This window comes from Rhizobium sp. CRRU65, assembly GCF_048551595.1.
In the GTDB taxonomy this organism is placed as follows: Bacteria; Pseudomonadota; Alphaproteobacteria; order Rhizobiales; family Rhizobiaceae; genus Rhizobium; species Rhizobium leguminosarum_J.
In genome coordinates this window covers 49,058-70,598 of sequence record NZ_JBLYZH010000017.1, presented here as the reverse complement: position 1 = coordinate 70,598, position 21,541 = coordinate 49,058, and the positions used below count along the sequence as shown (strand labels likewise).

The following is a 21,541-nucleotide window of genomic DNA, read 5'->3' as shown; positions in this document are numbered from 1 at the left end:
TGCTCAAGTCTCCCTGATTGATATCGCGGAAATCTGGCGGCCGTAATCCGGCTCCTTGCGATGTGTCGTCCTGCGGTAGGAAAAGAAGCGCTCGTTGTCCGGATAAGTGCAGAGGCCGAGGCTTTCGGCACGCACGCCGGCTTTCGTCAGCCGGTCGGCGGTCAGTGCCGGCAGGTCGAACATGGCGCGGCCAGGCGTTGTGGAAGGCACGAAAAAGCGCTCGTCGTCCGGGTTGTCGGCGACGAAACGCTCGACGAATTCGGGACCGACCTCATAACTTGCCTGGCTGATCGAGGGGCCAAGGCAGGCGACGATGCTGGCGCGGTCAGCACCCAGCGCCTCCATGGCAGCGACGGTATTTTCGAGCACGCCCGTCAACGCGCCCTTCCAGCCGGCGTGGGCGGCACCGATGACGCGATTGTCCGGGTCGGCAAACAGGATGGGTCCGCAATCGGCGGCGAGCACGCCAAGCGCAATGCCAGGGGTGCGCGTTACCATCGCATCCGCGTCGGGGCGGGCGCCGTCGTAATCGGCGCCAATAGTCACGACATCGGGGGAATGGACCTGATGCACGGTTGCCAGCCGCTCGACCGGCAAGCCGAACCAGGCGGCGACGCGACGGCGGTTTTCCAAGACCTTGTCGCGTTCGTCGCCGGAGCCGAGGCCGACGTTAAGGCCACGATACAGCCCCTCGGAAACGCCGCCGGTCCGAGTGAAATAACCGTGCCGGATCGTGGCGCCCGCCGCTTCGTTCAGCAGCGCGCTTTCGATCGGTGCGGGAGAGGCCGCGTCCTGCATCTGTGATTCCGGGGTTTTCGAGGGGTTTGTTGTTATCCCAAGCGCATCGCATATGCGGCGCGCTTCAAGTTCTTGTTTCGGGCGGATGTTGAACCAGCCGCGTGCGCCCTGTCAATCCACCGGACGAAAGGGCATGAGATCGATGGCGGGATAAGAGACCGCCATCACCTTGAAGAGTTCGCCCATCCGGCCTTCACCGGCGCCGGCAAGCCTTTCGACCGCCGCCTGGATGACCTGCTGGGTGTGCGGCTCGCGATCACGGCCGAGAGCGGTTGCGCGCTCGAGGATGCCGAGGGCGGTCAGAAAATCACCTTGGTGCAGGGCGCCGTTCAGATAGAGGCCAGCCGCAAGCGCTGTTTCGGCGAGTTGCTGGAAGTCGACATGGCTCGTCAGATCGGCTTCGCCTGGATGCGCGAGCGGCGGGTCGAATTCATGCATGCGCACGGCCTGCAGCGTATCGCCGAAGCCGGTGACGAGATGGCCGTAGTCGATCGTAAGCGCCGTGCCGCCGAAGGCGCGCAGCCGCTCGCAGATCGCCATCATCACCGCCTGGCGGGCAGGCGAGATCTCGAAGAGGGTGCCGACCGGCACGCTCTGCACCGGTTCGGGAAGAAGCGCGGGATCGATGCCGGCGACGCCGGCGGCGAAAGTCAGCTCGCCATTGGCGTCGATGCCGACCATGCGCTCGCGAAAACCCGTCGGCATGCGAACGAACTGGCGGATCGGGATGGCGTCGAAGAGTTCGTTGGCGGCAATCAGCGTGAAGCCGGGCGGTACTTCGTCGAAGCCATTATGCCAAGTGATCTTCTCGCCGTGGGGTTCGAGCGTCTGGCTCTGGACGTCGCGCAGCCGCTCGCTGGTTTCGACGAGATGCACGGTCATGGCGTCGAAAAGCGGTGGAGCGATGCGGGAGATGACGCGCAGCATGTCTGATATCATGGTGCCGCGGCCGGGGCCGATCTCGACGAGGCGGACGTCCGTCGGCGTGCCATGGCGCTGCCACGCATGGACGATGAAGACGCCGATCATTTCGCCGAAGATCTGGCTGACCTCGGGCGCGGTGACGAAATCACCGGAACGGCCGAAGGGCTCGCGGGTGCGGTAATAGCCGTGTTCGGGGTCCGCGAGGCAGAGCGAGAAATAATCGGTGACGCTGATCGGGCCGTTGGCCTGGATAATCGCCTTGATCTTTTCGCCTAGAGCGGTGGTCATGTCGCGTCCTGCCGTTTCAGAGCTGCAGCGCAGCCTGGCGGCGGGCCCGCAGCATCGCCCAAAGGCCAAGCAGGATCATCGGGGAGGAGAGCACCATGCCCATGGTCAGCCAGTTCGTGCCGAGGAGGTAACCGAGCTGGGCGTCAGGCTCGCGGAAGAATTCGACGAAGATGCGCGACAGCGCATAACCGCAAACGAAGACGCCTGTAATGAAGCCGGGGCTTTTCAGGGCGCGCATGCCAAAGATGAAAGCGGCCAGCCCCAGGAGCAGAACGATGCCTTCGAGGCCGGCTTCGTAGAGCTGGCTTGGGTGGCGGGCGAAGGGGCCGCCGGTCGGGAAGACCACGGCCCAGGGCACGTCGGTCAACCGGCCCCAGAGCTCGCCATTGATGAAATTGGCGATGCGGCCGAAGAAGAGGCCGAAGGGAACGACCGCGGCGACGATGTCGAACAGGCTCCAGATCGGGATGGCGTTGCGGCGGGCAAAGAGGATCATGGCGATCGTCGTGCCGGTCAGGCCGCCATGGAAGGACATGCCACCGTTCCAGATCTCGAGCGCACGGACGGGACTGCGCAGGACAGCGGGGAGATCATAAAAGAAAATATAGCCGAGACGACCGCCGAGGACGACACCAAGCGCTGCCCAGACGATGAAATCGTCGAGCTGCGTCCTGGATATCGGCGAGACGTTGCCGGGCCAGAGACTTTCATTGGCGGCGAGGCGGCGCGCATAGGCCCAGCCGAGCAGGATGCCGGCAACATAGGCGAGACCATACCAATGAATCGCCAGCGGACCGATCGAAAAGGCGATCGGATCGATATCCGGGAAAGGCATGATGGCAAGGAGATCGGCTGCTGTCGGCAAGGTTTTCCACCTGTTGAGTTGCGCGGAACATGCCGTTGCGATCCCGGACGGTCAAGTCCATTGTTCGTGATGGCCCATTCCCGGCCTGTTCCGGCAAGCTTATCCCGTGCAAAGCGCTTGCATCGTCGATGGCGAAGCCCTACCTCAATCCTCGAGGCCCCGAAGGGCTGAATTCACCTCATGCGAAGGGAGAAAAACGCCATGACGACCGGAACGAACCGCATCATGGACGAATTCGCCAAGCTGATGACCGATGCGGCCGGTGCCGCCCAGGGCGTCCGCAAGGAGATCGAGACCGCCTTCAACGCCCAGGCCGAGCGTTGGCTGAACAGCATGGACATCGTCAAGCGAGAGGAGTTCGAGGCCGTGCGCGAGATGGCGATCAAGGCACGCGACGAGAACGAGGCACTTGCCGCCCGCATCGCAGCACTCGAGGCAAAGCTTGCCGGCGAGGGCACTTAAGTCCCGATACGACACAGATGCGGCGTGGCCTTCATGCCACACGCCGCATCTTCCGTAAAAAAAACCAGGTGAGTTTTCCACCTGTGGACACTGCCAAAAAAGCCAATTCGCAGAGTCGCTTATTCTCCCTTCTGAATTGAATTTCGAAGAGCCTTTCCACAGTGGCCGGTCCTATTTTCCGTTCAGGGGGCTGGCAGGGGACCAGGGGCGCTATACACTGATTTTAAATGATGATTCGAAGCGACGTGGTAAGCTCCGGGCAGGTTATCTGCGTTAAGTCTGGCAGCGGTTCAACGATCATCCGAGTGGTGGTTCCGGTATTTTGCGTGTGTCTTGCTTGTGTTCGTACACCAAGTTAGGTCGCATTCGTTCCGGTCAAGAAGGTGCTGCATGAACCTGATGGAATTGGAAGTCGAGCGTCAGTCGAACCCGGTCGATATGATCGAGTATGTTGCCTCCAACAACGACTGGTCGTTCGAACGGTCCGGCGAGGACGAGATCGCAATGACGGTCGAGGGCCGCTGGACGGACTACCACGTCTCCTTCTCCTGGATGGAGGAATTCGAGGCGCTGCATCTTGGCTGCGCCTTCGATATCAAAGTTCCCGACGTCAGGGTCAACGAGGTGGTCAAGCTGCTCTCGGCGATCAACGGGCAGGTGCTGATGGGTCATTTCGACCTCTGGCGCCAGGAAGATGTCGTCATTTTCCGTCAATCGCTGCTGCTTGCCGGCGGCGCGGAGCCTACCAATCGCCAGGTGGAGGTGCTGCTTTCCAGCGCGCTCGACACCTGCGAAGCCTATTTTCAGGCATTCCAGTTCGTCGTCTGGTCCGGCATGGAGGCGACGAAGGCGATGGAAGCCGTGCTGTTTGAAACGGTTGGCGAGGCATAAGATGCCGACGGCCGCTTTCTCCTCGATACATCCCGTCGTTCTAATCGGTGCCGGAAACATGGGCGGGGCGATGCTCTCCGGCTGGCTGAAAAGCGGCGTTCCGGGCTCGGCCGTCATCGTTGTCGATCCCGGTCCGTCGCCTGCGATGCTTTCGACGATCAGCGAGGCTGGCGCGACCCATCTGACCGCGCTTCCCACGGATTTGAAGGCAAGCGTGCTTTTCCTCGCGGTCAAGCCGCAGGTGATGGAGGCGGTGCTGCCGGCGGTGAAGAGTGCCGTCGGGCCGGAGACGGTCGTCGTCTCGGTCGCGGCCGGCAAGACGCTCGGTTTCCTCGAGAGACATTTCGGCAAGGCCGCCATGGTGCGTGCCATGCCGAACACGCCGGCCATGGTCGGGCGCGGTGTGACCGGCGCTTTTGCCAATTCGGGGGTCAGCGATGCGCAACGCGAACGCGTCCATTCCCTTCTGCGCGTCTCGGGCCCGGTCGAATGGGTGCCGGCGGAAGCCGATATCGATGCCGTGACGGCGCTTTCGGGCAGCGGCCCGGCTTATGTATTCTATCTCGTCGAATGTATGGCGGAGGCAGGCCGTAAACTCGGCCTGCAGGCGGACCTCGCCATGCGTCTTGCGCGGGAAACAGTCGCGGGGGCTGGTGAACTCATGCACCAGTCCCCCGACGACGCTTCGCGGCTGCGGGAGAATGTGACCTCTCCCGGCGGCACGACGGCGGCGGCGCTCGCCGTGCTGATGGCCGAAGACGGCATGCAGCCCTTGTTCGACGCAGCCCTTGCGGCGGCGCGCAAGCGGGCCGAGGAACTGGCCGGCTGACGGAGACCATATGGCAGAAGAGATCACCTACGCCGATTTCGAGCGCGTCGATATTCGTGTCGGCACTGTCATCGAGGCCAGTCCCTTTCCGGAGGCACGCAAGCCGGCGTTCAAACTCCTGATCGATTTCGGTCCTGACATCGGCACGAAAAAATCCTCAGCGCAGATCACCGTGCATTATACGACGGAAAACCTGATCGGCCGGCAGGTGCTCGGCGTCGTCAACTTCCCGCCGCGCCAGATCGGGCCGTTCCGCTCGGAAGTGCTGACGCTGGGTTTCGAGGATGAGAACGGCGCGATCGTGCTTGCCGCGGTCGAACAGCCGGTGCCGAACGGCCGAAGAATGATGTGAGCGCGAGCTTACACTTAAAGCACGTCGCGTCGAATCGGATTCATGCGACGCGCTTTAAGCCGTTGTTTTATGCAAGTCGTTATCCCAAAACCGCTGCGCACTTTTGGGCGACATGCATTAGTTGTTCCGGGCTTCGCCCGACGTGGCAGGATCGGATCCTCCACGAGGTCTGATCTCCTGCAGGAATGGATTGCTTCGCCGCTCGTCGCCGATGCGGCTGCCGGGGCCGTGGCCGCAGATGAAGCCGACGTCGTCGCCGAGCGGCAATACCTTGTCGCGGATCGAATCGAGAAGCTGCTGATGATTGCCGCCGGGCAGGTCGGTGCGGCCGATCGAGCCGTTGAAAAGCACGTCGCCGAGATGAGCGAAATTCTGCGCACGGTTGAAATAGATGACGTGGCCGGGGGCATGGCCGGGCGTGTGATAGACTTCGAATTCATGGGCGCCGAAAGAGATCTTGTCGCCATCCTTCAGCCAGCGGTCGGGCACGACGTCGCGCAATCCTGATATGCCGTATTTTTCAGCCTGTGTTTCGATCCGTTGCAGCAGCGGCAGATCGTCCTGATGCGGGCCGACCACGTCGATGCCGAGGGCCTCCTTCAATTCATTGGCGCCGCCGGCATGGTCGAGGTGGCCGTGTGTCAGCCAGATTTCCTTGATGGTCAGGCCGTTCTGGGCAATCGCCTGCAGGATGAGCGGCACGTCGCCGCCGGGATCGACGACGACGCCTTCCTTGGTATCGGGATCGAAGAAGATCGTGCAGTTCTGCTGGAAGGGTGTCACCGGAATGATGCCGGCCTGGAGCATGCCCATATGTGCCTCGCTTCGTGTCTCTGTTGCTTCGGGTATAGTCCGAAACCACGGCAAGGACAGCCGGAATCTTCCGCCATTGCGGCCTGCCTCACGGCAAAAAGACGGACTGAAACAAGAGTTTATGCCTCTCTTCGCCATTGCCGTAGAGCGGAAAAATTGAATTTTGTTCAATTCTTCAAGGTACTTGGATGAAATCTCCCACAAGCGGCTTTTCGCTGGGCGGAGTGCCGGGGAACATCGTGGAACCCCGCGCGTTGTCAGCCCATCGAAACCAAGGAGACGCTCATATGACCTTGAAGAGAAACATTCTGTTGGCTGGAGCCGTGCTCCTGGCGAGCGGCGGTCTTGCGCAGGCGGAGATGATGGCGACAACGGTCAACGATCTCAACGTCCGTGCTGGCCCCGGCCCACAATATCCCTCGGTCGGCCTTGCTACCCGCGGCTCGACCGCGGTGCTCGACGGCTGCATCGAAGGCAGCCGCTGGTGCCGCGTCGACGTCAACGGCATGCGCGGCTGGGTCTATGCGGATTATCTGCAGGTCGATCATGGCGGCAGCTCTGTCATCGTCGAACAGCACCGCGCCGAGATCGGCGTTCCCAGCGTGACTTACGAGTCGACCGCGAGTGTCGTTCCGGTCGATCCGCAGCCGGCGCCGGGGGACGAGTTGCTCGGCCCCGTCGGGTCGGTCGAGACCATCACCCCGCCGGAGACGGTCCGCACCTATATCGACACCAATCCGGGTGAGACGGTGCAGCTTGGCGGCGATGTCGTCGTCGGCGCGGAAGTGCCTGCAGACGTCACCTTCCAGACGATTCCCGACTACGAGTACCGCTATACGAGGATCAACGATCGGCCGGTGCTGGTCGATCCCGGTACACGCCGGATCGTCTACGTCTATCAATGACGTGATCGACAGAAACTGAGGCGAGGCGGACGTCGGACCGCCTCGTTCCGGGGCGTTTCTCCCTGCCTTAATCCCGCATCGGTTGATTTTTCTTAACGCTGTCCTCCAAAATATGATAATATACTAATATGCCGAAGGTTCGGCATAGATCGGCGATCGGGGAGATCGCCAAAGGAGGAAATTATGGAAGCGCTACTTCCGCTCATCACACAATTGATTGCCGGTGCAATCGGCGGCAACGCCGCGAGCGCCGCTTTGAAGCAGCAGGCGATCAACGTCGTCGCCCGTACGATCGCAGGTGCGATCGGCGGCGTTGCCGGCGGTATGCTGCTCAGCATGGTCGGCGGGGAAGCGGCTATGACCGGCCTGATCGCCGACGGCATCGGCGGCCTGATCGGCGGCGGCATTCTCTCGACGCTCGCCGGACTGGTCATGGCACGGGCGCATAGATAAAAGGCCCGACGGGTCTGTATCTACAGCGGCGCGCGTCGTTTCAGGTGCGCAAAGGACGCTGTAGCACTTTGAACTGCTGCATAATTTCATCCTTAAATCGATTCCGATTTAAGGAATCATGCAGTGGCCGGGCCGATTGCGTGAGGGCCTTATTCGGCGGCGATCGCAGCCGGATAGACTTCCCCCATGTCGTCGTCATCAGCGTTTCGGAGATCGTCGACGGCGTGAAGCGATACGGGCCGATTTCGGAAACCGGGTCGATGACAGTCTGGCGGTGATACCGTTCAGGAAGCAATCCGGGGTCGGCGTGTGAATGACGCCGTCCTTGATGAAGAAGGTGTTGGCGCCGGTCGCCTCAGTGGCCGCGATAATCGAGCATCATTGCATCGGCGTAGCCCTTGGCTTCGGCGGCGTGCTTGGAAATGGCGCAGATCATGCAGAGACCGGCAGCCTTGGAGGCGCAGGGCGCCGTCTTCGGATCGGGACGGCGGTATTCGGCGATATCGACGCGGATGCCCTTCAGCTTTTCGCTCGGGTTGAAATAGCTGCCCCATTGCCAGATGGCGATGGCGACGTTGATGCGGTTGGCCTGCGCCCCCCGTCCAGCTGATTCAAAGGAATCGAAGCCATCCCCAAACTCCTCCGGCGCTTCAAGCACCATGCCTGTTGATTGTTGTCCCTATTACGTTTTATCCACAGACGTAGGGGGAAATCGCGTATTGCGTCGGAGTGCCGGACGGGCCCTGTTTTCTGGGGAAATGCCAGGGAAATGAGAGGCCGTGCGGGGCTCCCGCAGAGTTCGCGGAAGCTAATAGCGACGCAAATTTATGTCAATAAAGCTGACATATTTTCGCGAAAGCTTCCGGCAGCGCGCGGAAAAGAAAGGAAATGCCGAGTGTCACGACAGACCGGCCCGAAAGCAGGCAAGCCAGAGCCGCTGGCCACGCCGATGGAAGATACTGATATCATCGATTTCGAGATCATCGAGCTGTTCTTCTTCGCCTATCGCGACTTCGTTTCCGATCCTGACGCTATCCTCGAGAAGAGCGGCTTCGGCCGGGCGCATCACCGCGTCGTGCATTTCGTCAACCGCAATCCCGGCATGACGGTAGCCGATCTTCTCGAAACGCTGAAGATCACCAAGCAGAGCCTTGCAAGGGTGCTGAAACAGCTGATCGATTCAGGCTATATTCGCCAGGTGGCAGGTCCTGAAGACCGGCGGCAGCGCAAGCTCTATCCGACGAAATCGGGACGAGAGCTGGCGCTTGCCCTTGCCGAGCCGCAATCGCGCCGCATTGAGCGGGCATTCGAAGGGGCTTCTGCGGAGGTGCGGGAGGGCGTAAAAGCTTTCCTCAGCGGCATGCGGGACAGACAGAAGGCGGATTGAATGGCGGTCAAGACAGATATTTCCGACGATGCGGCGCACTTGTTGGTGGTCGATGACGACTCCCGCATCCGTGCGCTGCTCAATCGCTATCTCGCCGAGAACGGCTTCCGTGTCACCGTCGCCGCCGACGGCGCCGAGGCGCAGCGCAAGCTTGCGGGTCTCGATTTCGACCTGATCATCATGGATGTGATGATGCCCGGCGAATCCGGCATCGAGGTTACCCGCGGGCTTCGCGCCATCAAGAACGTCCCTATCATCATGCTGACGGCGCTGGCAGAATCGGGCAACCGCATCGAAGGCCTCGAGGCGGGCGCCGACGACTATCTTTCCAAGCCCTTCGACCCGCGCGAACTGGTGCTGCGCATCAACAACATCCTGCGCCGCAACGCCGGCGGCGAGGGACCGAAGATCGAACAGGTGATGTTCGGCCCTTACACCTTCTCGCTGACCCGCAAGGAACTGAAGAAAGCCAGCGAGGTGATCCGGCTTACCGACCGCGAGCAGGAGATCATGCTGCTCTTTGCGCGGCGCGCTGGCGACACGATCCCCCGCCATGAACTGATCGGCAACGATACCGAAGTCGGCGAGCGGACTATCGACGTGCAGATCAACCGGCTGAGGCGTAAGATCGAGGACGATCCCGCCAATCCAGTCTGGCTGCAGACCGTGCGCGGCATCGGATACAGGCTGAGCATCGACTAAACTCAAGGTTCGGGACCGGCGCTGATGGTGACGATCGACAGCTTGCGGCGGGAAGACCGCACTTCTGCGCCGGGCTGGCGCTCGATCGTCCGCTGGTTGCGTCGGCGGCTGCCGACCGGACTTTACGCGCGCTCGCTGCTGATCATCATCATTCCGATGGTGCTTCTGCAATCCGTCGTCGCCGCCGTCTTCATGGAGCGCCACTGGCAGATGGTGACGGAGCGGCTGTCGCTTGCGGTCACCCGTGACATCGCCGCGATCATCGAGATCATCGAGACCTATCCGCAGAATTCGGACTATAGCGAGATCATCCGCATTGCCCGCGACCAGCTCAGCCTGCAGATCTCGATCGAGCCGGACGGCGACCTGCCGCCACCGCGCGTCAAGCCGTTCTTCTCGATCCTCGACGGCATCCTCAGCGACGAGATCACCGACGAGATCCATCGGCCTTTCTGGATCGACACGGTCGGCAACTCGAACCTCGTCGAGATCCGCATCAAACTGGACAACAAGATCCTGCGGGTGCTGACCAAACGCAGCCAGACCTATGCCTCGAACACGCATATCTTCATCGTCTGGATGGTCGGCACCTCGCTGGTGCTGATCGGCATCTCGATCCTCTTCCTGCGCGGGCAGATCCGGCCGATCCTGACCTTGGCGCGCGCGGCCGAAAGTTTCGGCAAGGGGCAGAAGCCCGATAATTTCTACCCGCGCGGCGCCGACGAGGTCAGGCGCGCCGGTCTTGCCTTCATTTTGATGCGCGAGCGAATCGAACGGCAGATCGAGCAGCGCACCGCGATGCTCTCCGGCGTCAGCCATGATCTGCGCACCATCCTCACCCGCTTCAAGCTGCAGCTGGCGCTGGCCGGCGACAATCCCGACCTGCATGGGCTGAACGACGACGTCAACGACATGCAGACCATGCTGGAGGCCTACATGGCCTTTGCACGCGGCGAGGTCGAAGAGGATGTCGGCGAGCTGAAACTCAGTGAGATCTTCGCGAAGCTGGAATCCGATTTCGCCCTGCACGGCAAAAAATTCAGCTATTCGATCGAAGGCGATGACGATATCTCCGTCAGGCCGAACGCCTTCATGCGTCTCGTCACCAACCTTGCCTCGAACGCGCGCCGGTATGCCGATAGGCTCGACATCGAGGCCAAGCACAATGCCAAATGGCTCACCGTCATCTTCGACGATGACGGGCCTGGCATTCCCGAAAAGAACCGTGAGGATGTGTTCAAGCCGTTCTTCCGGCTGGATACGGCACGCAACCTCGATGCATCAGGCACCGGGCTCGGCCTTGCGATCGCCCGCGACATTGCCCGTAGCCACGGCGGTAACGTTACGCTCAGTGACAGCCCGCTCGGCGGGCTGAGGGCGACGATCCGCATCCCGGCTTAAGCGTTGGCGGTAGCCGCCAGCTTGACGGCTTTGCGCGCATCGAAATCGTCGAGGTGTTCGACGATCCAGCGCCAGAGCGCGGCGACCTGCATGAGGAGATCGCGTCCGAGCGGCGTCAACTCGTATTCGACGCGCGGCGGCACTTGGGGATAAAGCGTGCGGATGACGAGGCCATCCCTTTCGAGGGTGCGCAGCGTCTGCGTCAGTACTTTCTGGCTGATGCCCTCGACCCTCTCCATAAGGCGTGAGAAGCGCAGGGGAGCGCCGGCATCGGAGAGCACATGCAGGATGCGCAGCGGCCATTTCGCCGCCGCCCGTTCGATCAGTTCACGGGCCCGCGCATCCTGTTCGTCCGTCATGCTGCTGCAGAAATCGAACATGTCACTGCTCACGTCAGTTACCTCAAGGTGTGTATAGATCGTCTGGGTACCTTCTTTCGATCGGATACAATAGACCATACATGAACCGGGAACCAAAGAAGGAGGGTTTCCGATGTTCAGAGTCTGGTTGATAACAGGGAGTTCGCGCGGTCTCGGCCGGGCGCTGGCGGAGGCGGTATTGGCCGCCGGCGACAATCTTGTGGCGACGGCGCGCGATCCCGGCCAGCTTGCCGATCTTTCCGAACGGTATGGCGATCAGGTGCTGACGCTGGCGCTTGACGTGACCGACGAGGCGGCGGCAGCCGCGGCAGTCAAGGCTGGTGTGAAGCGGTTCGGGCGCATCGACGTGCTTGTCAACAATGCCGGCTACGGCAATGTCGGCTCGATCGAGGATACCAGCCTTGACGATTTCCGGGCCCAGATCGACACCAACCTCTTCGGCACGATCATCATGACCAAGGCAGTCATCGCCCTGATGCGCGGGCAGGGGGCGGGGCACATCATCCAGTTCTCGTCTGTCGGCGGCCGGATCGGACCTGCCGGCCGCGGCGCCTATTCGGCGGCGAAATTCGGTGTCGAGGGCTTTTCCGAGGTGCTGTCGAAGGAGGTCGCGCCATTCGGGATCAAGGTGACGGTGATCGAGCCCGGCGGCTTCAGGACCGATTTCGCCGGCTCCTCGACGGTGCTTGCCGAAGGGCGGCAGGACTATGCGGAGACGGTCGGCGCCACGGTGCGCTTCCAGCGTGAATATGATGGTCGCCAGCCCGGCGATCCTGCCAAAGCGGCTGCGGTCGTCATCCACATCGCCGGTCTCGACGAGCCGCCGTTCCGGCTGCTGCTCGGCAGCGATGCGGTCCACAATGTCGAAAAGGCGGATGCGGCGCGTATCGAAGCCGATCGGATGTGGCGCACCGTGAGCGTCTCGACCGATTTTGACGCCGAGGGCGAGTCCATGCCCTGGGAAAAGAAGGCCGGCTGACGCAGGCCAAAACAAAAGCGCCGCTGAGAAGCGGCGCTTGGCATTGAGGATATCGGGAGATCAGCCGGCGGTGCAGAAGTGGCTGCGGCCGTCATTGCCGATATAGGTGCCGCTGCGCGGATCGAAGGAGCGGTAGCGGTAGGAGCAGTAACGCTGCCATTGCGGCGACCAGGGCTCTACCGCCGTGCGGACCGGCGCGTAATATTCCGGCTGATCGACATAGACGCGGCGCGGCGCGCGATAGACCGGAGCGGGCTCGTAGTAATCCGGCTCGTAGGCTGGGTCGATGTAACGGCGCTCTTCGTAAACCGGACCGTTATTGGCATTGGCGATGGCCGAACCGACGATCAGCCCGGTGGCAAGGCCGACGGCGCCGCCGACCCACGCATCGTTGTTGCCGTGATTGCCATGGCGCCAGTGGCGGTCGCGGGCCGACGCTTCACCGATGGCGGAAAGCGTGAGTGCGGCAGCGGTTGCCGTCAGCAGAAGGGTCTTGGCGAGCCTGTTCATCATCATAATCCTAATCCCGGGAACCGAACGCCGGTTCCTTTCTCGATGGTCACAGTCGTAGAGATTTGTAGCTGAACCAAGGCTGAACGACAAAACCCGGCATTGCTGCCGGGCTTCAACTCGAATTCGCCAGCCTTGTTAAGGGTTCAGCCCGCAATCTGCAGATTGACGGCCTTCGGGCCCTTGCCGCGGCGATCCGGCTCCGTGTCGAAGCTTACCTTCTGGTTTTCCGTCAGACCGGCCAGGCCGGAGGCCTGAACGGCAGAAATGTGAACGAAGATATCGGCGCCGCCCCGGTCCGGCTTGATGAAGCCGAAGCCTTTGTCGGTATTGAAGAATTTTACAGTGCCAGTCTCTGCCATGCCTCAGGTCCTTTTCTCTCTGCCCGCCATCCACACGGGCAGCATCATAGCATTGCCCTCCTTGCGGGAGGTGTTGGCAGGCAATTCTTGAAATTTGAGAAAAAGGTCCCCTCTACCTCGACCTGTTCCAGGCAGGACTTTCGCCCGCCATTTTCGGAACCGGCTGACCGGGATATTAGCGTTCCCGGCGCGCAAATACTTAAGGACTTCCCATGCTCGCAAAATGCCCGAACACGCTGAGAGTGCTGCGTTTAAAGGACTTTGGCAAGCAAAAGTTTTTTAACGTGTCGTTCCTGGCACATCCCTGCCGATATCCAATTTGCGCAAAAACGCAAAATTTCCTTCGCCGATAGGGAATGATTAACGTTTTATATTGTCTGCAATATAAATTCCGAGCAGATTTTCCCAAAAATGCAACGTGAACGCGTCTCCCGCATCCGATAATTTTTTTTCCGATGTGTGACTCACCCATATTTGGACGCGTGTTCACGTGGCTGGCAGGCGTCGGCGGGTCAATCCGGGCACGAGCTCGACCACAAGCATAGCGATAAACATTAGTGCGCAACCTGCATAACCTGTTACCGGCATCGTCTCGCCGAGCAGAAGTGCGGCAAGCGAGGCACCGAAGAGTGCTTCGGAAGAAAGAAAGATCGCGGCCTGCGAGGGCGTGGTGTAGCGCTGGGCGATCACCTGCAGCACGAAAGCCACGCCCGAGGAGAAGATGCCGACATAAAGGATCTCCGGCGCAGCGGCCCGTATCGCCGAAAGGCTAACAGGTTCGACGGCTGCGGCAACGGCCAGCGCACAGACTGCGGTGACGGCAAATTGCGTGGCGGAGAGCGCAAGCGGCCTTCCTGTCTCCGAAACGGTGGTGCCGGCAAGGGTGATCTGGATCGCCCAGAAGACGGCACAGACGACGGTCAGCAGATCGCCAGGTGTCAGCGCCGAGAGATGGCCGCCGGACAGGAGATAGATGCCGGTGACCGCCATCAGCGCGCCCGGCCAGATGATCCAATGCGGGGCGCGGCGCAGGAAGAGCACGGCGATAACAGGTACGAAGACGACATAGAGGCCGGTGATGAAGCTGGAATTCGTCACCGTCGTCGTCTGCAGGCCGACCTGTTGCGTGGCTGCGCCGCCGAAAAGGGCTAGGCCGATCAGGATATAGAGCTTGGCATGGCGTGCGCTGGTCTTTTCCTTTGCCTTGCGCGCTTCAAAAAGGACGAAGGGCAGTACTGCCAGCGTGGCAACGGCAAACCGCAGGCCGATGAACCAGAAGGGGCCGATCGCCTTCATCGCCGTCGACTGCGCGACGAAGCCGCCGCCCCAGATGGCGGCTGCAAGCAATAGGAGGAGGTTCGCCTGAACGCGCGTCATGTCGTCCTCGAGGGGAAGGGAGATGTGCCCAAGCGGTTAGCAGTTGCGTTTCCTTTCGGCAAGGGTGAAGACTTCGTGCCGGTTGACGGAGGTGAGCATGCGAGGCGAAGAGCGGAGGCCGCGCGGCGATGTGGTGGCGCCTAGGACGGCAGGCTATTCCGGCACGCCGCTCGCGAGGAAACTCGGCCTTGCAGAGGGGCAGGCAGCCGCACTTCTCGGCATTCCCGAAACGATCGGCGAGATCAATGGTTTCGACGGTTTTGCTTCGGTCGTCCACACGCTTCCCGAGACGCCTCAACCTGCATTCGACTATGTGCATCTGTTCACGATAGAACGGGCGGCGCTGGAGGCCATCGCGCCCGCGCTTTTTCTCGTGCTGAGACCGGACGGGATGGTCTGGATCTCCTGGCCGAAGAAGAGTTCACGGGTTTCGACCGATATCACCGAGGATGTGCTGCGGGAGGTTCTGCTTCCAACCGGTCTCGTCGACGTCAAGGTCTGCGCCGTCGACGAGGTGTGGTCCGGGTTGAAATTCGTCATTCGCAAGGAACTGCGCGGCTCGTTATGACCTCTCAGCCGTTGCGCGCTTGCGCTCTGGATATCCTGAGCAGCGCGCCGTTGTCCTCATCCGTCACCAGCAGCAGGGCGCCGTCGGGTGCGACGACGACGTCGCGGGTGCGGCCGTATTCGCCCTCGAACAGGCGCTCTTCGGTGACGAAGGCGCCGCCGTCGTCGCGCTGCATGCGCGAGAGCAGCTGGAACTTCAGTGCCGCGACGAGGAAATTGCCGTCCCACTCCGGAAACATGGCACCGCGATAGACGACGAGGGCGCCGGGCGCGATCGAAGGATCCCAATAATGCAGCGGCTGTTCCAGCCCTTCCTTGGCGGTGCCTTCGCCGATCTCGGCGCCCGAATAGTCTCGGCCATAGGTGATGATCGGCCAGCCGTAATTCTTGCCGGCCTCGGGCTGGTTGATCTCGTCGCCGCCGCGCGCACCGTGTTCGACGGTATAGAGCTTGCCATCCTTGGCGTCGAAGGTGATGCCCTGCGGGTTGCGGTGACCTTTCGACCAGATTTCCGGCAGCGCCTTGCCGCCTTCCTTGAATGGATTGTCGGCAGGAATGCTGCCATCGGCGTTGATGTGGATGATCGAGCCGGCATCGTCCTGCCAGTCTTGCGAGCGGTCGCGGTTGCCGCGGTCGCCGACGCTGATGAACAGCGAGCCGTCGGGAGCAATCGCAATGCGCGAGCCGTACTGGATATTGCCTGACGTGAAGCGCCGCATGCTGAAGATAGGCGTCACGGCGTCGAGTGTCTTCTCGTCAGTGGAAAGCGTGGCGCTGAAGGCTTCGGTGCCGGAGCCCTGGCTGTTGGCGATGGCGGCGGTGAAATAGAGCTTGCGAGATTTCGCAAAGTCCGGCGCGAGCGCCACGTCCATCAGGCCGCCCTGACCACGAGCGCTGACCTTGGGTACGCCGCCGATCGGCTCGGAAACCTTGCCGTCGCGGACGACGCGCATGCGGCCCGGCCGCTCGGTGACGAGATAGGCCCCGTCGGGCAACACTTCGACCGCCCAGGGATGTTGGAGGCCGTCGGCGAGCTTGTCGACACGGACCGCGAGATCCTGCGTGTTGACGATGTCGGCCGCATCCGCGGACATGGCGCCGAACAGGACCAGCGCTGAGGCGAAATGGAAGGCGGATATTCTCTTCATCTTGCTCCCCGTCGTTTCTCCATGTGGAACGTGGAGCGTGCAGGGAAGGGCTTCAACCCTCATTCGACCTGCAATAACGGCTTTGTGTTTACCGGTTGAACCGAGCCCGTCGCCTGGTCGTCGACCAATTCTGCCTCAAGGATGTAGCGTAGCGGCCCGCGTTCGGTGGCATTGAAGGGCCAGCAGGTGGTCAGCACCAGGCGGTGGCCATCGGAGGAGGGATCGATGCCGTTGGCATCCCACGGGGCGATGCGGCCCTCGCCGGCCTTGAAGGTCAATAGTTTGCCGTCGCGGCGGGTGACCTCGATCGTATCGCCGGGCTTTATGTATTGCAGCCAGCGGAAATGCGTGTCGCGATGGGCGGCAATGACGGAGGTGCCTTCCTCGCCGGGCTGCGGGGTGTTGACGAGCCAGGCCGGACCGAAGGCCAGAGCCTCGCCAGAGGCGCCGGAGAGCACGATCGCCTCCTTGCCGAGGCGCGGCGCGCGCACCTTGGCCTCCGTGGTGAAATCCGCCCAGGGCCAGGGTTTTGTCTCCTTCCCCTGCAACTCCGCGGCGAAGGCGCGTTTCAGTAGGATCTGGGAGAGCTCCGCTTTCGCCTTCAGCAGGAAACCGTCGCCGATCAGTGCCAAGCCATAAAAGGCAAGGCCGGCGATGGCAAAGGCGATCGCCTTTTCGATCGAGGAAAGACGCCAGAGGAAGAACCCCTTCCGCTTGCGAGGCTTCGGCCTGTCATAGGCCGTGGCGGCGGCCATGGCGAGTTCCAGATAGGTCGGAAGCGGCTCGAATTCGGCCGCCTCCTCGTTCTGGCTTGCAGAGAGCCTAGAGACCATCGCGCTTGGCTCCGACCGTGATAATGCGCTTGAGGCGCCGCCGCCAGACGGCCAGCCCGCTTGCCGCCGTCAGCGCCAGGAGCAGCATGGTAAGCCCGCGGATGATCTGCTCGTCGGCGCGCGTCGCCGTCTGCGGCAGGGTCACGGTCGAGCTCTTCTGCGCGATCATGGTGGCCGCCTTGGCAGTCGGGGCTGCGGCCATCATGTTTGCGATCTCAGGCGAGGCGACAAGTGCCTGTGTTTCGGCCTGCTCCGGTCCGGCGTTTCCTGCCGGCGTAGCCGAGCCATGGCGCTCCGCGCCGCCAAGAGGGGCAGGGTTTTCGCCGGAGACTTTATCGAAGTCCCAACCATCCGGCAGGTTGAGCGGCAGCTTGGCCGAGCCGAGCGGCTGATCGGCCGGGCGCGACGGAGTGACATCGACGGCGACCAGGCTGGTGACGCGGGAGACGAGGTGATGGGCGAGCGCCACCGTCTCGATATCCTTGTCGAGCGCGGCCGGATCCTGACGCTCATAGGCGCGGGCCTCGAAATCGTCGATCTTGCGGCGCGCCCAGAGCTTGGAAGTGCCGCTGCCGTCGGCGGCGTTGGCGATATCCATCTCGACGCGCCAGGGCTGGTCGCCTGTCTTGCCGATGATCTGCAGCTTGCCGGCATTGTTCTCGGGCAACTGCGCGGTCAGCACGACGGGCTCACCGCTATAGAGGTCCGGCATCGGGTTCGGCGTGATATCTTCGGCTTTGATGCCTTCGAAGGTGGCAGCGATATCGGTCATGGCTGGGTTCTGCAGCTTGGCGAAAAGCTCGCCCATGCGGCTTGCCACCTGATCGGTCGAGCCGATCGCCGTGAAGGTGCCGCGGCCCATCTCGGCGGCCTTGGTCATGAAATAGGTGTTCGGCGCCGAACCGATGCCGACGGTGAAGACCCGGGCATCGCCGCGATTTGCGGTGATTTCCTGGAAAAGCTGCTGTTCGTTGCCGATCGCGCCATCCGTCAGGAACACGACCTGGCGCAGCGCTCCGCTTGCGACCGGTCCCTGGTTGCGCAGCGCAGCCTGCAAGGCAGGCAGCATTTCCGTGCCGCCGTCGGCGGTCAGGCCTCTGACATAGCCGATCGCCTTTTCGCGATTGTCAGGGGTGGCAGTGACGAGACCCTTGAAATAGTCAGTCATCGTATCGTCGAAACGGATGACGTTGAAGCGGTCGTCGGGGTTCAGCTTGGAGATGGCAAGCGCCAGGCTCTGGCGGGCCTGCTCGATCGACGGGCCGGACATGGAGCCGGAATTGTCGATGACAAAGACCACCTCGCGTTTTGCCGGCGGCACTGCCGTGTCCGGGGCCGTGGGCGGGGTGACGAAGGCAAGCAGATAGGTCTTACCATCAATCACTTCGCGGAAGAGGCCGGCACTCGGCATCTTGCCGGCGGCGGCCTTCCAGGTGAGCTCGAAATCCTTGTCGGCGGGAACGGTGTCCGCCTTCAGGCTGATCGTCCTCGCCTGGTCGCCATCCTGGCTGATATCGACCGCATGGAAGGACGATTTGACATCGCCGAGCGGGAAACCAGCCCGGAGGTCGACGGTCAGCGAAACCGGATTGATCCTGGCGTTCTCACGCGGATCAAGCACGGGGGCAGCGATCTTGTCGCGGTTTTCCACCGGGTCGCGCGGCGTGGCAAAACCGGCGCCGTTGTTGAACTCGACAGTCTGGACGATCGGCGCCGGATTGTAGCGCGGGGCGACGACCATCGGGAAGCGCAGCGAGAACTCGCCACCCGACTGGTGGATGGTCTGCTGGTATTCGATCTGGACGACGATGGTTTCGCCGGGACCGATATTGGCGACCTGGTTGGTGAAGATGTTCGGCCGCTGCTGTTCGAGCAACGCCGTCTTCTTGCCCTCGGCCTTGGCCTGCTCGTAGATCTCGCGGGCCTCCTGGCGCGGCTTGATCTGGCCTTCGATGAAGCGTTCGCCGATCTGCATTTTCAGCGCGTCGACGGCGGAATTTTCGGGCAGCGGGAAGACGTAGGTGCCTTCGACCCAACCCTGGCTCGGATTCTGGAAGCGCTGCGTCACCTTCACCCTGGCGATCGGGCCGGAGACATCGATGGCGACATCACTCTTCAGCCGCGGCGCTTCGACATAGAAGCCAGGCTCCTTCGACGGAAAGAGCAGCGAGCCGCTATTGACGTCGTTCGGCCGGACAAGCGCTGCGAGCTGTGCGGATGCCTGCGGCTCGGCGGCGCGGGCGGCGGAGGCAAGCGCCAGCATCGCGGCGATGCAGGCTGCAAAGGCGGTGACGGCAACAAGGACTGAAACGGAAATTCGGCGCGCACGAATGCGCCCTATGATAAACTCATCTTCCAGAAACATTGGCATACCCTCAATAACCAATTTCGGATGCCGGATGATGCGGCTTCGATCTCGGCGCGCTCGCGACCGAATTGCGGCGTGGCGCGGCATTTGTTGCGGCTTATTCGTGGCAATGGCCGAATTCGACGATGCCACTGATTTCAGGGTATAAATCCGGATGGCTTCAGAGTTTGATTCAAGATCTTCGCATGGCGTTTCGACCGCGTGACGCAAGCCTCTCCGAAGCGGACGGCATGCCAGGCTGGTGGCGCGGCGAACCGATCAATAAGAATCATGCCATCATGACGCCTTTCCGCTTGAAATGCCGTCATACATTGGACATAGAGCTAACCGCAGAACTCCGGTCCCGGCTTTCTGCCCGTTTCAACCATTAGGACCGTTATCATGGCTTTCCTTGCCGATGCTCTTTCCCGTGTGAAGCCTTCAGCCACCATCGCCGTCTCCCAGAAAGCGCGCGAGCTGAAAGCAAAAGGACGTGACGTCATCGGCCTCGGCGCGGGTGAGCCGGATTTCGATACGCCGGATAATATCAAGACGGCCGCCATCGACGCGATCAACCGCGGCGAAACGAAGTATACCCCGGTTTCCGGCATTCCCGAGCTGCGCAAGGCGATCGCCGCCAAGTTCAAGCGCGAGAACGGCCTCGACTATTCCTGGGAGCAGACGATCGTCGGCACCGGCGGCAAGCAGATCCTTTTCAACGCCTTCATGGCAACGCTGAACCCCGGCGACGAAGTCGTCATCCCGGCGCCTTACTGGGTTTCCTATCCTGAGATGGTGGCGCTGTGCGGCGGCACGCCGGTTTTCGTTTCGGCCACCCAGGAGCATAACTTCAAGCTCCAGGCGGCCGATCTCGAAAAGGCGATCACGCCGAAGACCAAGTGGTTCATCTTCAACTCGCCGTCCAACCCGACGGGGGCGGCCTATACGCAGGCCGAGCTGAAAGCGCTGACGGACGTGCTGATGAAGCATCCGCAGGTCTGGGTGTTAACCGACGACATGTACGAGCACCTGACCTATGGCGACTTCAAGTTCGTCACGCCTGTGGAAGTCGAGCCGAAGCTCTACGACCGCACGCTGACGATGAATGGCGTCTCCAAGGCCTATGCGATGACCGGTTGGCGTATCGGCTATGCGGCCGGCCCGATCCAGCTCATCAAGGCCATGGACATGATCCAGGGGCAGCAGACCTCGGGTGCGACGTCGATCGCCCAGTGGGCGGCTGTCGAAGCGCTGAACGGCACGCAGGACTTCATACCTGCGAACAAGAAGATCTTCGAAGGCCGTCGCGATCTCGTCGTTTCGATGCTGAACCAGGCCAAGGGCATTGTCTGCCCGGTGCCGGAAGGCGCCTTCTATGTCTATCCGTCCTGCGCCGGCCTGATCGGCAAGACGGCTCCGTCGGGCAAGGTCATCGAGACGGACGAGGATTTCGTTTCCGAGCTTCTGGAAACGGAAGGCGTTGCCGTCGTTCACGGTTCGGCCTTCGGTCTCGGCCCGAATTTCCGCATCTCCTACGCGACTTCGGAAGAGCAGCTCGAGGAAGCCTGCCGCCGCATCCAGCGCTTCTGCGGCGCCTGCAAGTAAGCGGGTTTTCAAAAACACCAATCGAAGGCCTGCCGGCGACGGCGGGCCTTTTTTGTTGGCGGCGTTGACGATGTGGCTGCATGTAGCTACATTTTCCGTCATGAAGACCGTTTCGATCCGTGATGCGAAGAACCGCCTGACCGAACTCGCCCGTGAGGTCGAGGAAGGTGAAACCATTGTCGTGACACGCAACGGTCGGCCGGTGTTCGATCTCGTGCCGCATCAAAAACGCGGCGGTTTGAACCTGGAGGCCGGCGAAGCCTATCTTCGTTCCAAGGGTATCACGCGGACGGAGATGTATATCGCCGACGACTTCGACGATCCTTTGCCGGAAGATTTTCTTCTCAAACCGCTGCCGTGATC

Annotated in this window: 24 protein-coding genes and 1 pseudogene; 13 read left to right on the top strand and 12 right to left on the bottom strand. The window is 61.7% G+C overall.

Annotated elements, in window-relative coordinates; all coding sequences use genetic code 11:
- Positions 1-3 precede the first annotated feature (3 nt).
- The 3 genes from pgeF to lgt all read right to left on the bottom strand — a co-directional run bounded on the left by pgeF (position 4) and on the right by lgt (position 2,875).
- Positions 4-798, bottom strand: a complete 795-nt coding sequence (gene pgeF, locus ACM5SV_RS28520; protein WP_222014213.1) for a peptidoglycan editing factor PgeF — start codon at positions 796-798, stop codon at positions 4-6.
- Positions 799-909: 111 nt separating this feature from the next.
- Positions 910-2,010, bottom strand: a complete 1,101-nt coding sequence (locus ACM5SV_RS28515; protein ID WP_221973127.1) for a class I SAM-dependent methyltransferase — start codon at positions 2,008-2,010, stop codon at positions 910-912.
- Positions 2,011-2,026: 16 nt separating this feature from the next.
- Entirely contained in the window at positions 2,027-2,875 is an 849-nt protein-coding gene (gene lgt, locus ACM5SV_RS28510) for a prolipoprotein diacylglyceryl transferase (protein WP_222014212.1), read from the bottom strand.
- A gap of 201 nt (positions 2,876-3,076) precedes the next feature.
- Here lgt and ACM5SV_RS28505 point away from each other — a divergent pair, with 201 nt between their 5' ends.
- From ACM5SV_RS28505 to ACM5SV_RS28490, 4 genes are all read left to right on the top strand, one after another.
- Positions 3,077-3,337, top strand: a complete 261-nt coding sequence (locus ACM5SV_RS28505; RefSeq protein ID WP_012758437.1) for an accessory factor UbiK family protein — start codon at positions 3,077-3,079, stop codon at positions 3,335-3,337.
- Positions 3,338-3,727: 390 nt separating this feature from the next.
- Entirely contained in the window at positions 3,728-4,228 is a 501-nt protein-coding gene (locus ACM5SV_RS28500; protein WP_222014211.1) for a YbjN domain-containing protein, read from the top strand.
- Position 4,229: 1 nt separating this feature from the next.
- Positions 4,230-5,057, top strand: coding sequence for a pyrroline-5-carboxylate reductase (proC, locus tag ACM5SV_RS28495; protein WP_017994808.1), 828 nt, complete (start codon positions 4,230-4,232; stop codon positions 5,055-5,057).
- Positions 5,058-5,067: 10 nt separating this feature from the next.
- Entirely contained in the window at positions 5,068-5,409 is a 342-nt protein-coding gene (locus ACM5SV_RS28490) for a tRNA-binding protein (protein WP_222014210.1), read from the top strand.
- Positions 5,410-5,526: 117 nt separating this feature from the next.
- Here the strand turns inward: ACM5SV_RS28490 and ACM5SV_RS28485 are convergent, their stop codons facing one another.
- The gene (locus tag ACM5SV_RS28485) at positions 5,527-6,222 is read right to left on the bottom strand and encodes an MBL fold metallo-hydrolase (protein WP_222014209.1); all 696 of its coding nucleotides are present in this window, start codon (positions 6,220-6,222) and stop codon (positions 5,527-5,529) included.
- Positions 6,223-6,509: 287 nt separating this feature from the next.
- Here ACM5SV_RS28485 and ACM5SV_RS28480 point away from each other — a divergent pair, with 287 nt between their 5' ends.
- Both ACM5SV_RS28480 and ACM5SV_RS28475 read left to right on the top strand, forming a co-directional pair.
- A complete protein-coding gene (locus tag ACM5SV_RS28480; RefSeq protein WP_026157437.1) occupies positions 6,510-7,127 on the top strand; it encodes a DUF1236 domain-containing protein in 618 nt (205 codons plus the stop codon).
- Between the two features lie 183 nt (positions 7,128-7,310).
- Positions 7,311-7,580, top strand: coding sequence for a hypothetical protein (locus ACM5SV_RS28475; protein ID WP_003541697.1), 270 nt, complete (start codon positions 7,311-7,313; stop codon positions 7,578-7,580).
- A gap of 149 nt (positions 7,581-7,729) precedes the next feature.
- On the opposite strand, the pseudogene ACM5SV_RS28470 reads toward ACM5SV_RS28475, so the two are convergent.
- Positions 7,730-8,193, bottom strand: a pseudogene (locus ACM5SV_RS28470) (aminotransferase class IV); the annotation flags it as partial.
- Positions 8,194-8,475: 282 nt separating this feature from the next.
- On the opposite strand from ACM5SV_RS28470, the gene ACM5SV_RS28465 reads away from it, so the two are divergent.
- The 3 genes from ACM5SV_RS28465 to ACM5SV_RS28455 are packed head-to-tail and all read left to right on the top strand — an operon-like array spanning position 8,476 to position 11,070.
- Positions 8,476-8,967 (top strand): MarR family winged helix-turn-helix transcriptional regulator, encoded by a 492-nt coding sequence (locus tag ACM5SV_RS28465; RefSeq protein WP_017989072.1) that lies wholly within the window; start codon positions 8,476-8,478, stop codon positions 8,965-8,967.
- A complete protein-coding gene (locus ACM5SV_RS28460) occupies positions 8,968-9,669 on the top strand; it encodes a response regulator (protein ID WP_011652933.1) in 702 nt (233 codons plus the stop codon).
- Positions 9,670-9,693: 24 nt separating this feature from the next.
- Positions 9,694-11,070 carry an ATP-binding protein gene (locus ACM5SV_RS28455; RefSeq protein WP_025395442.1) on the top strand — a complete coding sequence of 459 codons (1,377 nt, stop codon included), beginning with the start codon at positions 9,694-9,696 and terminating at the stop codon, positions 11,068-11,070.
- Here the strand turns inward: ACM5SV_RS28455 and ACM5SV_RS28450 are convergent.
- Positions 11,067-11,528 carry a winged helix-turn-helix transcriptional regulator gene (locus ACM5SV_RS28450; protein WP_222014208.1) on the bottom strand — a complete coding sequence of 154 codons (462 nt, stop codon included), beginning with the start codon at positions 11,526-11,528 and terminating at the stop codon, positions 11,067-11,069. The genes ACM5SV_RS28455 and ACM5SV_RS28450 overlap by 4 nt on opposite strands.
- 34 nt (positions 11,529-11,562) lie before the next feature.
- Between ACM5SV_RS28450 and ACM5SV_RS28445 the strand changes: the two genes are divergently transcribed.
- Complete coding sequence (locus ACM5SV_RS28445) at positions 11,563-12,429, top strand: oxidoreductase (protein ID WP_222014207.1); 867 nt, start codon at positions 11,563-11,565, stop codon at positions 12,427-12,429.
- Between the two features lie 60 nt (positions 12,430-12,489).
- Here ACM5SV_RS28445 and ACM5SV_RS28440 read toward each other — a convergent pair whose 3' ends face one another.
- The 3 genes from ACM5SV_RS28440 to ACM5SV_RS28430 form a co-directional block, all read right to left on the bottom strand.
- A complete protein-coding gene (locus ACM5SV_RS28440) occupies positions 12,490-12,945 on the bottom strand; it encodes a BA14K family protein (protein WP_017994798.1) in 456 nt (151 codons plus the stop codon).
- Positions 12,946-13,085: 140 nt separating this feature from the next.
- A complete protein-coding gene (locus ACM5SV_RS28435; protein WP_003561293.1) occupies positions 13,086-13,301 on the bottom strand; it encodes a cold-shock protein in 216 nt (71 codons plus the stop codon).
- A 486-nt stretch (positions 13,302-13,787) separates the two neighbouring features.
- Entirely contained in the window at positions 13,788-14,678 is an 891-nt protein-coding gene (locus ACM5SV_RS28430) for a DMT family transporter (RefSeq protein WP_222014206.1), read from the bottom strand.
- A 97-nt stretch (positions 14,679-14,775) separates the two neighbouring features.
- On the opposite strand from ACM5SV_RS28430, the gene ACM5SV_RS28425 reads away from it, so the two are divergent.
- Positions 14,776-15,246: a DUF3052 domain-containing protein gene (locus ACM5SV_RS28425; RefSeq protein WP_222014205.1), complete on the top strand. Its 471-nt coding sequence runs from the start codon at positions 14,776-14,778 to the stop codon at positions 15,244-15,246.
- Positions 15,247-15,250: 4 nt separating this feature from the next.
- Here the strand turns inward: ACM5SV_RS28425 and ACM5SV_RS28420 are convergent, their stop codons facing one another.
- The 3 genes from ACM5SV_RS28420 to ACM5SV_RS28410 are packed head-to-tail and all read right to left on the bottom strand — an operon-like array spanning position 15,251 to position 19,591.
- Positions 15,251-16,393, bottom strand: a complete 1,143-nt coding sequence (locus ACM5SV_RS28420; RefSeq protein WP_222014204.1) for a PQQ-dependent sugar dehydrogenase — start codon at positions 16,391-16,393, stop codon at positions 15,251-15,253.
- A 59-nt stretch (positions 16,394-16,452) separates the two neighbouring features.
- Positions 16,453-17,226, bottom strand: a complete 774-nt coding sequence (locus ACM5SV_RS28415; protein ID WP_222014203.1) for a class GN sortase — start codon at positions 17,224-17,226, stop codon at positions 16,453-16,455.
- The gene (locus ACM5SV_RS28410) at positions 17,216-19,591 is read right to left on the bottom strand and encodes a marine proteobacterial sortase target protein (protein WP_419425461.1); all 2,376 of its coding nucleotides are present in this window, start codon (positions 19,589-19,591) and stop codon (positions 17,216-17,218) included. The genes ACM5SV_RS28415 and ACM5SV_RS28410 overlap by 11 nt, the downstream gene beginning before the upstream one ends.
- A 384-nt stretch (positions 19,592-19,975) precedes the next feature.
- On the opposite strand from ACM5SV_RS28410, the gene ACM5SV_RS28405 reads away from it, so the two are divergent.
- Entirely contained in the window at positions 19,976-21,178 is a 1,203-nt protein-coding gene (locus ACM5SV_RS28405; protein ID WP_012758419.1) for a pyridoxal phosphate-dependent aminotransferase, read from the top strand.
- Positions 21,179-21,278: 100 nt separating this feature from the next.
- Positions 21,279-21,539 carry a type II toxin-antitoxin system Phd/YefM family antitoxin gene (locus tag ACM5SV_RS28400; protein WP_011652922.1) on the top strand — a complete coding sequence of 87 codons (261 nt, stop codon included), beginning with the start codon at positions 21,279-21,281 and terminating at the stop codon, positions 21,537-21,539.
- Positions 21,540-21,541: the final 2 nt, after the last annotated feature.

Coding starts and splice junctions, on each gene's coding strand:
- ACM5SV_RS28460 (WP_011652933.1), top strand. CDS start 8,968: ATGGCGGTCAAGACAGATATTTCCGACGATGCGGCGCACTTGTTGGTG.
- ACM5SV_RS28515 (WP_221973127.1), bottom strand. CDS start 2,010: ATGACCACCGCTCTAGGCGAAAAGATCAAGGCGATTATCCAGGCCAAC.
- ACM5SV_RS28400 (WP_011652922.1), top strand. CDS start 21,279: ATGAAGACCGTTTCGATCCGTGATGCGAAGAACCGCCTGACCGAACTC.
- ACM5SV_RS28450 (WP_222014208.1), bottom strand. CDS start 11,528: ATGGTCTATTGTATCCGATCGAAAGAAGGTACCCAGACGATCTATACA.
- ACM5SV_RS28415 (WP_222014203.1), bottom strand. CDS start 17,226: ATGGTCTCTAGGCTCTCTGCAAGCCAGAACGAGGAGGCGGCCGAATTC.
- ACM5SV_RS28440 (WP_017994798.1), bottom strand. CDS start 12,945: ATGATGATGAACAGGCTCGCCAAGACCCTTCTGCTGACGGCAACCGCT.
- ACM5SV_RS28430 (WP_222014206.1), bottom strand. CDS start 14,678: ATGACGCGCGTTCAGGCGAACCTCCTCCTATTGCTTGCAGCCGCCATC.
- ACM5SV_RS28445 (WP_222014207.1), top strand. CDS start 11,563: ATGTTCAGAGTCTGGTTGATAACAGGGAGTTCGCGCGGTCTCGGCCGG.
- ACM5SV_RS28480 (WP_026157437.1), top strand. CDS start 6,510: ATGACCTTGAAGAGAAACATTCTGTTGGCTGGAGCCGTGCTCCTGGCG.
- ACM5SV_RS28455 (WP_025395442.1), top strand. CDS start 9,694: ATGGTGACGATCGACAGCTTGCGGCGGGAAGACCGCACTTCTGCGCCG.
- ACM5SV_RS28490 (WP_222014210.1), top strand. CDS start 5,068: ATGGCAGAAGAGATCACCTACGCCGATTTCGAGCGCGTCGATATTCGT.
- ACM5SV_RS28405 (WP_012758419.1), top strand. CDS start 19,976: ATGGCTTTCCTTGCCGATGCTCTTTCCCGTGTGAAGCCTTCAGCCACC.
- proC (WP_017994808.1), top strand. CDS start 4,230: ATGCCGACGGCCGCTTTCTCCTCGATACATCCCGTCGTTCTAATCGGT.
- ACM5SV_RS28475 (WP_003541697.1), top strand. CDS start 7,311: ATGGAAGCGCTACTTCCGCTCATCACACAATTGATTGCCGGTGCAATC.
- pgeF (WP_222014213.1), bottom strand. CDS start 798: ATGCAGGACGCGGCCTCTCCCGCACCGATCGAAAGCGCGCTGCTGAAC.
- ACM5SV_RS28435 (WP_003561293.1), bottom strand. CDS start 13,301: ATGGCAGAGACTGGCACTGTAAAATTCTTCAATACCGACAAAGGCTTC.
- ACM5SV_RS28500 (WP_222014211.1), top strand. CDS start 3,728: ATGAACCTGATGGAATTGGAAGTCGAGCGTCAGTCGAACCCGGTCGAT.
- ACM5SV_RS28420 (WP_222014204.1), bottom strand. CDS start 16,393: ATGAAGAGAATATCCGCCTTCCATTTCGCCTCAGCGCTGGTCCTGTTC.
- ACM5SV_RS28410 (WP_419425461.1), bottom strand. CDS start 19,591: ATGTTTCTGGAAGATGAGTTTATCATAGGGCGCATTCGTGCGCGCCGA.
- ACM5SV_RS28505 (WP_012758437.1), top strand. CDS start 3,077: ATGACGACCGGAACGAACCGCATCATGGACGAATTCGCCAAGCTGATG.
- ACM5SV_RS28425 (WP_222014205.1), top strand. CDS start 14,776: ATGCGAGGCGAAGAGCGGAGGCCGCGCGGCGATGTGGTGGCGCCTAGG.
- ACM5SV_RS28485 (WP_222014209.1), bottom strand. CDS start 6,222: ATGGGCATGCTCCAGGCCGGCATCATTCCGGTGACACCCTTCCAGCAG.